Raw genomic sequence first — 14203 nt, forward strand, 5'->3', positions numbered from 1 at the left:
GGTTGGATCGTTACTCAGTCGGAAGCGAGGTGTATTTTTTGCATGAGTGTAAATTTAACGGGCAGAATTGCTTCGACACCAAGCCGCCTCTTGCATGATGAAGTATTGGAACCACAGTTCAAATATGAAGTCGATCATTTGCTCCCTGGGTATATTCAGATTGAATTCGCCATGCTTCTGGAATATGTCAGAATGGGCTTGATTACACGACAAGACGCTTTGCATATCGCAAAGGCACTCCAGGGCGCTACACCAGAAACAATAGCTCCTGACCCCGGACGGAACATGTCTGATATCTCCTTTGCCCTCGAGCGTTATATTGAAGGTTTGCTCCCGAGACCAGTACCGTGTTGGCATATGGATCGCAGCCGCAATGATGTCCAAGCGTGCGCCCAAGTGATGTTTGGTCGTGCGCAATGGCTGGAGACGATAGAAGAATTGGGACAGCTTATTCAATCGATGCATACACTCGCTGATCAATATCGTTCGATTCCCATGCCAGGATATACTCACTATCAATCCGCACAAATTATTACCCCTGGGTTCTATCTTTCCTCTATGAACGGTGAATTTTTGCAAGCCTTGAATCGATGGATACAAATCTATGACGACATGAATCAGTGCCCGCTTGGGGCAGGGGCTATGGCTGGGGTAGAACTGCCGTGGAACCGTCAACGGTTGTCCAAGCTGCTTGGGTTCCGACAGCCTCGAATGAGTGCGTTGTCGGCGGTCGCGTCTCGGGAATGGGTTTTGAGAATGGCAGGAGAGCTGTCCAACTTCTCAGTATTGGTCTCCCGATTTACAACGGATTTAATTCAATGGGGCAGCAGCGAAATGAACTTTCTCCAATTGCCGGATGAGCTATCCGGAATATCTTCTGCCATGCCACAGAAAAGAAACTTCCCGATCCTGGAGCGTATCCGGGGGAAGAGTGCGCATCTAACCGGATTTTATATGGATATGGTGCTAGGTCAGCGCAATACAGCTTTCACGAATTTGGTTGAGACGTCCAAAGAGGCAGGTACTCATCTTCTGACGCTGTTTCAACAAACCAAAACGTTGCTGCGCCTGTTAAAAGCGGTTATCGATCATTTGCAATTCAATGAGGATCGTTTGCTCCATATATGTAAACGGGACTTCTTTGGAGGATTTACTCTTGCGAATTTGCTGACGTTGGAGCATGGGATTCCGTATCGCACAGCCCAGGTAATCGCAGGCCGATACATCGTTAGCGCGCTGGAACACGGTGTATTGCCGGAGCCGGGAGATCCACGGTTACTCTATGAAGCTTGCGCGGAAGCAGGCTTTCAAGTACCGGATACGGCTGCGCTCCTCGCTGCTTCTTTCGATGTGCAGGGGGGCTTGTACGCGAAGAAATCAACGGGCTCCACGAACCCCGAGGAAGTAAAGCAGATGCTGACAGCACAGAGGGAGCATGCAGAGAAGCTACAACGGGAGTGGCAAGATCGACAAGAGCAATTGCAGGCGATCGAAGAAAGGCGGGAGAGGGTAATGAAGAGGCTTCTTTCTGGCAAGCAAGGGAAGGATGTGAGCGTAGATGCGCTATGAACAGTTGGCAGATACAATCGGGGATACCCCTCTGGTCAAGCTGAGACTTGATGAAAAGGCAGTGGGTTCCGTATTTGCAAAGCTCGAGTTAATGAATCCGTTCGGTATGAAGGATCGTGTAGCCAAGCAATCGGTCTTGGCAGCGATACAGTCAGGAGAACTTCAGGAGGGCATGCCGATTATCGAGAGCTCGTCAGGAACGTTGGCTTGCGGCTTGGCCTTGGTTGGGCGCCAGTTGGGGCACGACGTACACATCGTGACTGATCCGAGAATTGACCCGATTACCTATGCCAAGTTGACCTCGCTTGGCTGCCATGTTCACGTGGTTTCACAGATGGGCAAACAAGGGTGGCAAAGCGCCAGACTGGAACGACTCCAAGAATTAATGAAGGAGTATCCAGGAGCGTTCTGGCCTCGACAATATGATAATCCGGAAAATCCGCGTGCATATGCTGCGCTGGCATCCGAGTTGATGCAAGACCTCGAACGAATTGACGTGCTTGTTGGCGCAGTCGGCAGTGGGGGTTCCTTGTCCGGGACCGCCAGAGAACTGAAACGTCATTATAAAGAGCTGCGCGTCGTGGCAGTTGATGCAGCGGGGAGTGTGATATTCGGACAGCCCGATCAGCCTACGCGTCTACAAGGTGGCTTGGGAAACAGTTTGATCGCCAAGAATGTAGATTTTTCCATGATCGATGAAGTGCATTGGTTGAACGATGCTGAGGCATTTGCGGCTACGCTACGATTGGCCCGTAATGAGCATATTTTTGCTGGCAACAGCTCGGGTTCCGTGTACGCCGTAGCCAACTGGTTAGCGAGCCAAGTCGGGAGTGAGTGCAATATCGTGGCCATATTGCCGGATCGAGGGGATCGTTATGTCGATACGATCTATAGCCACTCCTACCGAGAGAGTAAGGGTCTGATGCAGACGAACCTGCGAGACACGCCACAATGTGTGGAACCAAAGACAGTCGTGACAAGCTGGTCCTATTCTAAATTGATGGGGATGTATCCGAATGAACAAACACTTTCTGTTCGTTGAAGCAAATACGACGGGGACAGGTATGCTCGCTATTAAAAAGGCGCGCGAATTGGGGTTTACGCCCGTATTTTTCACAGAGAAGCCTGAACGTTACCACGGTTTGAATGAGTTGGAATGTCACGTAGTCGTGACAGATACGAATTCACAAGCAGAGCTGACTGACAGTGTAGCACAAGTGATTAAGGAAGGCAGAGAGATAGCTGGAATCATGTCGACAAGCGACTATTACCTCGAATCGGTAGCCAAGTTGGCCCGGAAATTCGGTTGGACTGGCAATTCTCTGGAGGCGATTGAGGCCTGCCGTAATAAAGCGATATTTCGCGAGAGGCTTCAGGGTCATCAAGTGACTCAGCCTGAATTTGTGGCAATAGGCTCTATAGAGGCCTTGATGGAAGCGCGGTCTTCCATTTCTTTGCCGTGCGTGGTAAAGCCTGCTGACGATAGTGGGTCAAATAATGTACGGCTGTGCTTTAGCTGGGATGAAGTGGAGCATATGGCAGCGGAAATCCTTGCGATCAAGCACAATGCGCGCGGCCAGGAAACAGCTCGGACAGTTCTTCTCGAGCAGTATGTCGAGGGCCCTGAATTTAGCGTGGAGACGTTCTCGTGGCAAGGGCAATGCTTTGTCATTGGCATTACCCAGAAACGGTTAACGGGATATCCATTTTTCGTGGAAGCAGGACATATTTTCCCTGCACCGCTATCGGCAGAAGAGAAGCAGGAGATCGAGCGAACAGTGGAAAGAGCGTTAACAGCGGTGAACTACCAGTTCGGTGCTGCCCATACAGAAGTGAAGTGGACATCAGCAGGTTGTGTTGTCATCGAAGTCAACGCAAGGCTTGCGGGTGGAATGATTCCAGAGCTGGTTCGCCGGTCAACAGGGATTGATCTGCTTTTGCAACAGATTCGGTGTGCGGCTGGACTTGCGCCAGAATTGTCTCAATCCATCGAAGAGCAACGCTATGCAGGCATTCATTTTCTCGTGTCTGAGAGTCAGGGAACATTTAGTGGGATGCATGGAATGGATACCGTTCGCAACCTGCCAGGGATAGCTGAAGTGGCCGTTCATGCAAAAATCGGTCAAAGCGTCCAGCCTCCGCAAAATTTCTCGCATCGTCTCGGCTATGTCATCGTGGTAGGCAAGCATTACAGCGAGACCACTGAGCTGATACAGCAGGTGAAAGACAGCTTGAAAGTACAAGTAGGTCAGCAATTGGAGAGTGGGGTATGAAACCGTTGATAGAATTGAGAAGTGATACATTCACTTTGCCGACAAGTCAGATGATGGAAGCAATCCAAGAGGCGGTACTCGGTGACGATGTGTATGGGGAAGATCCTACGGTTCGCCAATTGGAGCAAGAAGCGGCCCAGAAGCTGGGCAAAGAGGCAGCCATTCTCATGCCGAGTGGAACGATGGCCAATCTGGCATCCTTAATGGCGCATTGTCCTCGCGGCTCCAAAGTCATTGTAGGCAATGAGACCGACATTTATATCTATGAAGCGGGCGGCGCGGCTGTGTGTGGCGGCATTATGTACGAACCGATTCCGACGCAGCCAGATGGAAGGTTGGACATCGCTGATATGGAGCGGGTATTTCCGTTGGAGCCAGAAGATCCACAATTCGCATTGCCTTCCCTGATCTGCCTGGAAAACCCGCATAACCGGATGGGGGGACGTGTCCTACCGCTGTCTTATTTGGAAGAGGTTCGCGCATTTGCGAACGAAAAGGCTGTGCCTGTTCATATGGACGGTGCACGTTTGTTCAATGCGGCAGTTGCTCTTGGCGTAGATGCAGCTGAGATTGCGCGTTATGCGGATTCCGTGCAAATATGTCTGTCGAAAGGGTTGTCAGCCCCGATTGGTTCCCTTGTCGTGGGAACTGAGGACTTTATTCAGAAAGTGTATCGTCTTCGCAAAATGCTGGGTGGCGGTATGCGCCAGGCTGGGATTATTGCAGCGCCAGGTCTGGTTGCTTTGCAGCAGATGACGGATCGATTGGCAGTCGATCACGCAAACGCCCTTCGCTTGGCGCGTGGTCTGGCGGAGATTCCAGGAATCGTGACTCATGTGGAGGATGTAGAGACCAATATTGTGTTCTTCCGGATTGAACACCCAGTCCATACGTGGCAGACCTTCGTAGAAGCAGCGCAAGCGCGTGGGCTGCGCGTAGCTGAGCTCGGTCACGGCAGAATTCGAGCGGTGACTCATTCCGGTATTGAGACAGCGGATATCGACAAGGCGCTAAGCATTGTACGTGAACTATTGCAGTTCCAAACTGTGTAGAGCAGACATGCCCCCTTCATGAGAAGGGGGATTTATTATTAAGGTTTATAAAGGAATATAAAATCATCAGATTTTTTTAAATATTTTAAAGGGAAAATATTTTCAAATAACAGAAAATTATTTAATATTAAAAAGACAGGCCTTGGGATCTATTACCCATTATGGAAAAGGCTTGAAAAACATGTGGAAGAGGGGGAATTGATTTGAAAAAAGGGAAAGGTTGGTTGAAGCCGTTGGCGTTGCTCTCGTTAACCGGGGCACTGTTGGTCGGTTGCTCAAGCGTGAACAATGCTTCGCCAGGAACTGCAACACCAGCACCAACAAAAAAAACGGTGGAGCAGGTGGCTCCTCAGGCGACCAGTACGGATGATGAGAAGCCAGTAGACGGTGGAACGTTCACGCATTCTACGACGTCTGACATCGTCACGATCAATCCGATTTTTGGAAACGACACAGCGTCCGGCGACGTTATGGAGTACACCCAGGCGTATTTGTACAATCGGAACCCGTCATTTGATTTAGCGGTTTACCCTTGGTCCCTTGCAGCTGAGCTGCCGAAAATAAGCGAAGATGGCCTCACCTATACAATCAAGATGAAGGATAATGCGAAATGGTCGGATGGAACGCCAATCACGGCAGACGACTTGATTTATACCATTAATGCCATCAAAACTCCTGAGACTGGATCACCAGAAATTACGAAATACGACAAAGTTAAAGAGATGAAAAAACTGGATGATTACACCGTAGAAATCAAATTGGCTCAATTGTACGCGCCGTTTGCTTTTGGATTAATGCAAAAGTTGGCACCAGCCCACGTGTTGAAAGACGTACCGTTTAAAGATTTGCAAGCACATTCTTACGGAAAAGATCCAGCCAAGACGCCAACTTCCGGACCATTCAAATGGTCGGAGTGGAAACAAAAGGAATTCCATGTGCTAGATGCTAACCCAGATTACTGGGGCGAAAAGAAGCCGCATATCCAAAAGGTTGTGTACAAAATCTATGCGGATCAAAACACACAAGTACAGGCTCTGATGAAAGGTGATGTTGACTTGGTAGATTCCATTCCTGTCACGCAGCTCGAAGCGGTGAAGGCGAAAGGAACGATCAACATCTCGACGGAGCCAGGTCCTAGCTATGAATACTTTGCCTTCAACTTCGACAAGAAGAACTTCCCGAACAACTACGGGTTGTTTGAAGGTCAAAAAACGCGTCAGGCCATTGCCCACGCAATCAATCGTCAAGGTATTATCGACAATATCTTGAAAGGAACCGGAAAAATTATGGATGCACCGTTCCTGCCAGGTACATGGGCAGACCCGGGCGATGCAGCAGTCCATTACGAATATAGTGCAGAGAAAGCAAAACAATTGCTGAAAGAAGACGGATGGGTAGCTGGGGCAGATGGAATCCTTGCCAAAGACGGCAATCGGTTCTCCTTTGAATTCATTTTCAACTCGGGGAACAGTCGTCGTGAACAGGCAGCAGTCGTTATTCAGCAAAACCTGAAAGAGATCGGAATTGAAGCGAAGCCAAAAGCATTAGACTTCTCGGCTCTTGTCGATCAGTATGCCAACCCTGGTAAATTCCAGGTTCTGTTACTCGGATGGCAATTGTCTGATCCAGATCCGGATGGCATTTCTACTTTCGGGAAAAAGGCATTCCCGCCTGGCAACAACGCTGGCTGGTACGACAATCCGAAGCTGGATGCGCTCTGGGAAAAAGCTGTATCCACGGTTAAACAAGAGGAGCGCGCAGCGATCTATAAGGAAGTCGGAAAAGAAATCTCGACGAACCTGCCATACGTATTCATGTATCAGTACGGAACGCCACGAGGCATGACTTCTCGCGTCAAATATAAGGATGAGTTTAAACCAGTATCCATGATTCCATATGGGGAGACCTTTGGTTTCCTGAATTGGTGGATCGACGATACCAAAAAATAAGCTCGGCTGGTAGCGGTTAGCAAAATGAAAAGGGGGAAGGGCAGCCTATGTCCCTTCCCCTTTCAAACGAAAGGAGGATGCTGATTGACTGAATATTTAGTACGCCGCGTACTACAAGCCGTGCTTGTTTTATTTTTGATCACAGTGGTTTCGTTCGGACTCATGCATGCAGCACCCGGGGGACCGCTAAAAGTCATGCTCTCACCGGGAATGTCTCCTGAGGCACAGCTCATCCAAATGAAAAATATGGGGTTGGATCAGCCAGTCTATATCCAATACATGAAATGGGTCGGTAATTTGCTGCAAGGCGATTTAGGCCACACCTTTAAAAACAATGTTCCTGTTGGGGATATTTTGTGGCCGACGGTTTGGAATACGTTTGTGCTCATGTCTGTAGCGTGGGGGCTTTCCATGCTGATCGCTATTCCGTGGGGGATCTACAACAGCACAAAACAATACGGTCTATCTGACCAGATCGCCTCCATCGTTGCCTATCTGGGATTCGCGATGCCGACCTTCTGGTTTGGGATTATGCTACAGCAGTATTTCGCGATGCAGCTGAATCTGCTCCCACTATCTGACATGTACACGATGGGGAAAGAGGGACAAGTAAGTGACCTCATTTTGCACTTGATTCTACCTGTTACGGTGTTAACACTGGTGAACATCGCAGCCTATGTCAAATATACGCGCGCCAGTATGCTGGAGGTTTTGGAGCAGGACTATATTCGGACGGCACGTGCCAAAGGGATGAAGGAAAGACGCGTTATTTTCCGCCATGCTCTGCGGAACGCACTGATTCCTGTTGTGACGATCATCGGATTGGATTTGCCGACTCTGGTAGCAGGTGCAGCATTGACAGAGAGTGTATTTAACTGGCCAGGCATGGGGCGGCTGTTTGTGGAAATGGCTGTAGCGCGTGAGTATTCTGTGTTGATGTCGATCACGTTGCTAATTTCGCTTATGGTGATTATCGGAAATCTGTTGGCAGATTTAATCTACGCACTAGTTGATCCTCGCGTACAGCTTGGACGAAAAGGAGGCAAGGCAGCATGAGTCAAGTGCAGCTTCAAGACGACACTGTGGTCGAACCAAATAGACCAAGTGGACAATTACCGACGAATCCTGTTGGTCAAAAACCTCCTGGTCTCTTTGCAACAGCGGGCAAAAAGTTTATGCGAAATCCATATGCTGTTGGTGGGCTGATCGTACTGTTGTTTTTTATTGGGATTGCTGTGTTTGCCGATTGGGTTGCACCGCATGATCCGGCAAAGGTTGATTTTATGATTACCAATCTGCCTCCTGGAACAGAAGGGCATGTGCTCGGAACAGACGAGCTCGGTCGTGATATCTTGTCCCGCCTCATTCATAGCAGCCGGGTGTCCATGCTGGTCGGCTTCAGCGTTGCTTTTGCTGCGGTTGTCATTGGTACGCTGATTGGAGCGATTTCTGGTTATTTCGGCGGCTGGATTGATACCTGCTTCATGCGTCTCGTTGACGTGATGAACTCCATTCCAAGTCTATTCTTTAACATTCTGGTTCTGGCTCTCTTCGGAGCGGAATTTATCTACATGATCCTGATTTTGTCGCTGACGAGTTGGACAAGTGTGGCACGTCTGGTGCGCGGGCAGTTCCTACAGCTACGAGAAATGCAGTATGTAGAAGCAGCGAGAGCGATCGGCGTTTCGCACTGGGGCATTATAACGCGTCACCTGATACGCAATGCAATGGCTCCCATCATTGTGTACGCGACTCTCATGGTTGGTTCGGCCATTCTGTCAGAGTCAGGTCTCTCTTATTTAGGTTTGGGGATTCAACCGCCTGAAACAAGCTGGGGATTAATGCTGAGCAAGGCACAGGAATTCATGCTGGTCGATCCATTGCAAGCACTTTATCCTGGTCTTTGTATTTTGCTCGTGGTGCTAGCGGTTAACTTCGTCGGAGACGGCATCCGCGATGCATTCGACCCACGGAAGAAAAAGAAGAACCCGAAAAGGAGGCTGAACAAGTGGAACGCAACATCCTCGAAATAAAAAATTTGACCACTTGCTTCTTTACGGATGACGGCACGGTCAAGGCCACGGATCGAGTGAGCATCAACGTTGGCAAAGGACAGACGGTGTGCTTGGTAGGGGAATCCGGCAGTGGAAAGAGTGTGACGTCACTTGCGGTCATGCGACTGATTGATTATGCAGGCGGATTTATTCAGAGTGGGAACGTCATGTTTCACGGTCAGGATCTGGCGGCAAAGAACTTGGATGAAATGATGCACATTCGCGGAAACAAAATCGCGATGATTTTCCAAGACCCAATGTCGGCTCTCAATCCGGTGTTTACGGTAGGCGATCAAATTGCGGAGAGCTTGATGCTGCATCAAAATATGAACCAGATAGATGCGTTCAAAAAAGCGATCGAGATGCTTCGTCTGGTTGGGATCCCAGCGCCGGAAGTACGAGTGAAACAGTACCCGCACGAAATGTCTGGTGGGATGTGCCAACGTGTTGTCATCGCGATGGCCTTGGCCTGCAAACCGGAAATGCTGATAGCAGACGAGCCAACGACTGCTCTTGATGTAACGGTTCAGGCGCAAATTTTGGATTTGCTCAGACGGCTACAAAAGGAATTGGGCATGTCAATTTTGCTGATCACCCATGACATGGGGGTAGCAGCAGAGATGGCGGATCGTATCGCGGTGATGTATGCAGGAACGATTGTGGAGGAAGGAACGGTCGAACGGATATTTGACGAGCCCCGGCATCCTTACACAATTGGCTTGCTGCAGTCCATTCCCGGATTTGAAGGGGAGCGCGGCAAAGAATTGTACACCATCCAAGGCACCATCCCGAGCATTACCCAATTGCCGACGGGCTGCCGTTTTCACCCGCGTTGTCCGCATGCGATTGACAAATGCCGAAAAGAGGAACCTATTTTGCGCGAGGTTGTTATGGGACAACAAGTGGCTTGCTGGTTGAATGAAGATGTCAGCAATCAATTCAGAATAAATCAGCGTGCCAATTCAGTCGCTGGAAGCAAAGCAGAGGTGAACCGCCAATGAACCAGGAATATTTGATCGAAGCAAAACAAATCAAAAAGTATTTTCCGATTAAGGCTGGCTTGTTGAGCCGTGTCATCGGTCAAGTAAAAGCCGTAGATGATGTATCTTTCGGAATTCGGCCAGGGGAGACATTCGGGCTCGTAGGAGAATCCGGTTGCGGGAAGTCGACGCTGGGGCGTGTTGTACTGAATTTGCAAGGGGCGACGAGCGGAGAAGTGCTGTTTGACGGAACCAATATCCATCAGGTGAATAGACAAGAGAATTTGAAGCTGAGACGGGATATGCAGATTATCTTTCAAGACCCGTTTGGTTCATTGAATCCACGATTTTTGGTAAGCGATATTATTGGAGAGCCGTTACGGGTTCATCTACGTGCATCTGCAAAGGAAATGGATGAGCGGGTAGTCGAGCTGATGAGTCTGGTGGGACTCGATCCTTCGAGACGAAATCGGTATCCGCATGAGTTTTCCGGCGGACAGCGGCAACGGATCGGTATTGCGCGGTCGATTGCACTCTCGCCACGGTTTATTGTGGCGGATGAAGCTGTTTCTGCGCTGGATGTGTCCGTACAGTCACAGGTTTTGAACCTGATGATGAAATTACAAAAAGAGATGGGGCTGACCTATCTATTTATCGCGCATGGCCTGAATGTGGTACGCCATATTTCTGATCGGGTAGGCGTGATGTACTTGGGGAAAATGGTGGAGATTGCACGAACGGATGACTTGTTTGCACAGCCACTGCATCCGTATACGGCGGCATTGTTGTCGGCGATTCCGAAGCCTACTCCGCATCGGCGACAAGAGCGGATCGTCCTGCAAGGGGATGTACCATCTCCGGCCAATCCGCCGTCAGGTTGTCGTTTTCATCCTCGTTGTCCAATGGCGCAGGAGAGATGCAGCAAGGAGATTCCTGAGCTGATTGAGGTTGGGCAGGATCGGCAGGTCGCGTGTCATTTCCCTTTAGCATAGAGAGAGAAAGAGCCACCCATCATGGGTGGCTCAGAGTGTTGAGAAAGTCCCCTTTCGCAAAAAAGGGGACTTTCTGTGCCAGTTTAGGGGGTACAAATATGTCTCCCCACCTTCGTAAAACGCCTTAGAAGCGAATCTAGAAGGTCAAAATTTTTTATCTTAATCCGAGAAATCCAGACTGGGGGTTTCTCGACAGCCTGAGCCACCCATCATGGGTGGCTTCTTCTATTCTCAAAATAACTCGATAACGGTAATACTGACATTGGCTGTTTGGGGAGGGAATGGTTCTGCAAAAAAGACTGTTCCGATGATTGTCGCCACGAGGTTAAGGACACTGGGTGCCCCGACAGGAGTCGTTATGATAGCGGAATAGGTAGAGGCTAGGGGTGTTTCAGCAATAATCGTATATCCAGAGCTGAACAGGAGCTCCATTCAGTGTGAGAAACATGGCAGGAGGTGTGTTGTTCGTCATATTGACAGAATGAGTGACAAAGTAAGTATGGCCGCCTGCCAGTAAGATATCAGGTGAGCCTGCAACATGGGTAATATCGGTTCCCGTTATGACGCCGTTATTACTGAGGGCGACAAGCTGATTAGCAACGGTTGTTATAATCGTAGTCAAATTATAGACATGCGCACTATTGGTCAGTTGGCAGCTCTTCTAAATAGAGGACAATAGCATATTAATCGCGTCGTCACGGGTGAGTGTTATGGCTGGAGTAATATTCGGCAAATTTGCTTGTGACACGGTTCTCCCTCCTGGAAATCATAAATAGAGCTAGTTCCATTGTTTCTATAAGTTTGATATATAATTTTCCCAAAAATTACATATATATCTAGAAAAAGTGGGTTTGTTTTGATATATATAAATCAGTGTTGTCGGATTGTATCGGAATGGGGGATATCTTGGCTGTGGCTATATTAGGCTATGAACGGGAGAGATGCGTGGTGCAACATAAAGGGAAATGGATGATCACCATTGCGATGACATTATGTCTGATTGTGGTTCTTGGCTTTGGTAATCAACAAACAATGGCGACTGCACCAACGAAAAAGCCAGTGATAAATGTTATGGGCAGCGATCCTGTCAATATCAATTCAGGTCGAAGCTTTGTCACCGTTCAAGGCGAGTGGATTTTTTATAACAACGATGGCTTATACAAAATCAAGAAGGATGGAAGCTCTCTTCAAAAGTTGGGCAGTGATTGGGCCGATAATCTGAATGTGGTAGGGGACTTGGATTTACTATACGCGCAATAAGCCTAGGAAAGAAATCTATCAGCTTGAGATGCCCCATTTCGATATCAATGATACGTATGAAGATGTGACGGAGCTCATGAAAATCAAGACAGACGGCAGTTCGAAAACAGTCATCAAAAGTGAAGCCTTGCGGAAGGGGATCGCAATAACGTATATAGATTGTACGTAGTGGGAGATATCATCTGCTACGCAGATGGTTATGGTCCTTTGTACAGGATGGACACGAACGGTAAAAATCAAAAGAAGCTGCTTGATCAGTATGAGGAAGTTTATTTCTATCAGGATTGGATTTTTTACACCAATAAGAGTGGTCAACTATACAAAATGAAGCGGAATGGAACGCAGAATAAGGTAGTAAGCAAAGACAAAGAACTGACCCTTGTCGGTCTGTCTGGAGATTTCATTTACTACACAAAATGGGTAAACGATAAAGGCGTCGTCGATGTTTATAAAATCGGACTAAAGGATGGGAAGACCGCTCTCGTGAAGAAAGGGTTGCCTCCAGCAGAAAATCCGATCATCGTCGCTGGGAAGTATCTATACTACATCTCAGAAATAAAGGACGCACATACGGTAGGCAGAATGAATATGACGGACGGCAAGACAACCCCACTGTATCCATTAGGTAGCATTTCCAGTCAATCGATAAACATCGGGGGAGATTTCATCTTTTTTTACGATTATCAAGCTTCCGATCATGATAAAAAAGATGTATTCAAAGTGAAAATGGGCGAAAACAAAGTGGAAAAGGTAACCCCAAAGGCGAAGTAAGGATAAGAGCCACCCCAAGACGGGTGGCTCTATTGTTATGGCTAATTCCTCGGGGCATGAAGCTGACTTCTTTTTCTCTCCCACTTCTTGTACATGAGCACGGAGCCAAACATGAATATAGAAGCGATGAGCGCACTCACGGGCAGCATGACTACCATTTCGTCCGGAAAGACAAAAGGAAGAAGTGGAAAAGCGTATGCAGCTGGGACACGCATGCCGACGATGCGTAATAAAACAAGCATCAAAAGCATGTCTAGGAGCGTGACAATCACCCACGAATCAATTGCAAAGTAGAGCAATGTACCGACTGTTGCCGATATGGTTAACACCAGTCCGAGCTTGAAGGCCATCTTGCCGTTGAACATCGGCTTGTGAAGCGATTCATATACAACGACGAGAATGGGCGGAATAACGGCCATTTGTGGGTAACCAGCTATCCAACATAAACCAATCCACACGAATATCAAAATCAGGAACACGAGCATATACTGATACGGTATCTTCACTTTTTTCTCAAGACCGTCATTCCATTTGAAGGCGAGAACGCCAAGCATGATGATGAAGGAAAGCATGACGACGGAGATCATAAAAGACCATTCAACTGCATTTGTGACCAGAGGTAATAAGCCAGTGGCAAGGGATGGTCCAAAATTCGATTGGATGATTCGTAAAAAGAGCATCATGAGTACGAGTGTGATGCTGACTTTTCCAAGGTACGGCAAGTCTACTTGATTTATCGCAAATCCGATTGCAGCCGTAATCGACGGAGCCACAAAAATTTTAGAGGGCTGTCTGATCCATCCCGGTTCTCGGTATACCCATATGCCAATCGCCATTGCTGCAATTTCTGGTAGAATAACTTCGGGATCATCGAGTATGACGGAAGCCGCTACCATGAGCAAGATAAGCGTTATGGCAATGATATAGGAAAGAATGGTTCCATTCTTCGATATCACTGAATTCATTCTGACTAACTCCTTTTCGTTCGGATTATCCTTTATTATGGCAAGGATTGAGGAAGTCAATTGTGCCAATGGGAGCAACATTGTCTGTAACAAAACCGTCACTAACAGTGGAAAAGCAGCACCCAGAAGAGGGTCTAAACAAAATCAAAACGGCATAAGGTAAGGGGTATTACCAAGACGGATGAAGGTCAAGATGAGCATTTCGTGTTTGATAGCGGTGAAAAATGGGCAGACCAATAAGGGAGCTTTACGTTACGAATTACACCTAGTATACCGATAGGGGGAACGTGCAATTGTTGAGTTCATTTAAACCATTGAAGAGAATTGAAGAAAACAGC

The 14203-nt window shown here is 48.1% G+C and carries 14 protein-coding genes; 12 read left to right on the plus strand and 2 right to left on the minus strand.

The annotated features are described in order from the left end of the window. The first annotated feature begins 42 nt into the window (after nt 1–42). From ACM6JA_RS20120 to ACM6JA_RS20160, 9 genes are all read left to right on the plus strand, one after another. Nucleotides 43–1569: an argininosuccinate lyase gene (locus ACM6JA_RS20120; RefSeq protein ID WP_414853750.1), complete on the plus strand. Its 1527-nt coding sequence runs from the start codon at nt 43–45 to the stop codon at nt 1567–1569. Then, entirely contained in the window at nt 1559–2611 is a 1053-nt protein-coding gene (locus ACM6JA_RS20125) for a PLP-dependent cysteine synthase family protein (protein WP_414853751.1), read from the plus strand. Before ACM6JA_RS20120 ends, ACM6JA_RS20125 begins: the two co-directional genes overlap by 11 nt. Continuing rightward, a complete protein-coding gene (locus ACM6JA_RS20130) occupies nt 2586–3842 on the plus strand; it encodes an ATP-grasp domain-containing protein (RefSeq protein ID WP_414853752.1) in 1257 nt (418 codons plus the stop codon). Before ACM6JA_RS20125 ends, ACM6JA_RS20130 begins: the two co-directional genes overlap by 26 nt. Further along, entirely contained in the window at nt 3839–4894 is a 1056-nt protein-coding gene (gene ltaE, locus ACM6JA_RS20135) for a low-specificity L-threonine aldolase (RefSeq protein WP_414853753.1), read from the plus strand. The genes ACM6JA_RS20130 and ltaE overlap by 4 nt, the downstream gene beginning before the upstream one ends. 203 nt (nt 4895–5097) lie before the next feature. Then, nucleotides 5098–6843 carry a peptide-binding protein gene (locus ACM6JA_RS20140; RefSeq protein ID WP_414853754.1) on the plus strand — a complete coding sequence of 582 codons (1746 nt, stop codon included), beginning with the start codon at nt 5098–5100 and terminating at the stop codon, nt 6841–6843. An 84-nt stretch (nt 6844–6927) separates the two neighbouring features. Beyond that, entirely contained in the window at nt 6928–7899 is a 972-nt protein-coding gene (locus tag ACM6JA_RS20145) for an ABC transporter permease (protein WP_144619054.1), read from the plus strand. Then, a complete protein-coding gene (locus ACM6JA_RS20150) occupies nt 7896–8876 on the plus strand; it encodes an ABC transporter permease (RefSeq protein ID WP_144619055.1) in 981 nt (326 codons plus the stop codon). Before ACM6JA_RS20145 ends, ACM6JA_RS20150 begins: the two co-directional genes overlap by 4 nt. Beyond that, nucleotides 8852–9898 carry an ABC transporter ATP-binding protein gene (locus tag ACM6JA_RS20155; protein WP_414853755.1) on the plus strand — a complete coding sequence of 349 codons (1047 nt, stop codon included), beginning with the start codon at nt 8852–8854 and terminating at the stop codon, nt 9896–9898. Before ACM6JA_RS20150 ends, ACM6JA_RS20155 begins: the two co-directional genes overlap by 25 nt. Continuing rightward, on the plus strand, nt 9895–10869 hold the full coding sequence (locus ACM6JA_RS20160; protein ID WP_173616899.1) for an ABC transporter ATP-binding protein: 975 nt from the start codon (nt 9895–9897) through the stop codon (nt 10867–10869). The genes ACM6JA_RS20155 and ACM6JA_RS20160 overlap by 4 nt, the downstream gene beginning before the upstream one ends. 391 nt (nt 10870–11260) lie before the next feature. On the opposite strand, the gene ACM6JA_RS20165 is transcribed toward ACM6JA_RS20160, so the two are convergent. Further along, complete coding sequence (locus ACM6JA_RS20165; protein ID WP_414853756.1) at nt 11261–11491, minus strand: hypothetical protein; 231 nt, start codon at nt 11489–11491, stop codon at nt 11261–11263. Nucleotides 11492–11817: 326 nt separating this feature from the next. On the opposite strand from ACM6JA_RS20165, the gene ACM6JA_RS20170 reads away from it, so the two are divergent. Genes ACM6JA_RS20170 through ACM6JA_RS20180 form a run of 3 tightly spaced genes read left to right on the plus strand, consistent with a single transcriptional unit; the run spans nt 11818 to nt 12900 of the window. After that, nucleotides 11818–12129: a DUF5050 domain-containing protein gene (locus tag ACM6JA_RS20170; protein ID WP_414853757.1), complete on the plus strand. Its 312-nt coding sequence runs from the start codon at nt 11818–11820 to the stop codon at nt 12127–12129. A gap of 28 nt (nt 12130–12157) precedes the next feature. Beyond that, the gene (locus tag ACM6JA_RS20175) at nt 12158–12298 is read left to right on the plus strand and encodes a hypothetical protein (protein WP_414853758.1); all 141 of its coding nucleotides are present in this window, start codon (nt 12158–12160) and stop codon (nt 12296–12298) included. Next, entirely contained in the window at nt 12298–12900 is a 603-nt protein-coding gene (locus tag ACM6JA_RS20180) for a DUF5050 domain-containing protein (protein ID WP_414853759.1), read from the plus strand. The genes ACM6JA_RS20175 and ACM6JA_RS20180 overlap by 1 nt, the downstream gene beginning before the upstream one ends. A gap of 41 nt (nt 12901–12941) precedes the next feature. Here ACM6JA_RS20180 and ACM6JA_RS20185 read toward each other — a convergent pair whose 3' ends face one another. Then, complete coding sequence (locus tag ACM6JA_RS20185; RefSeq protein ID WP_414853760.1) at nt 12942–13865, minus strand: hypothetical protein; 924 nt, start codon at nt 13863–13865, stop codon at nt 12942–12944. Nucleotides 13866–14203 lie beyond the last annotated feature (338 nt).

The organism is Brevibacillus sp. IT-7CA2, from assembly GCF_949767855.1.
Taxonomy (GTDB): Bacteria; Bacillota; Bacilli; order Brevibacillales; family Brevibacillaceae; genus Brevibacillus.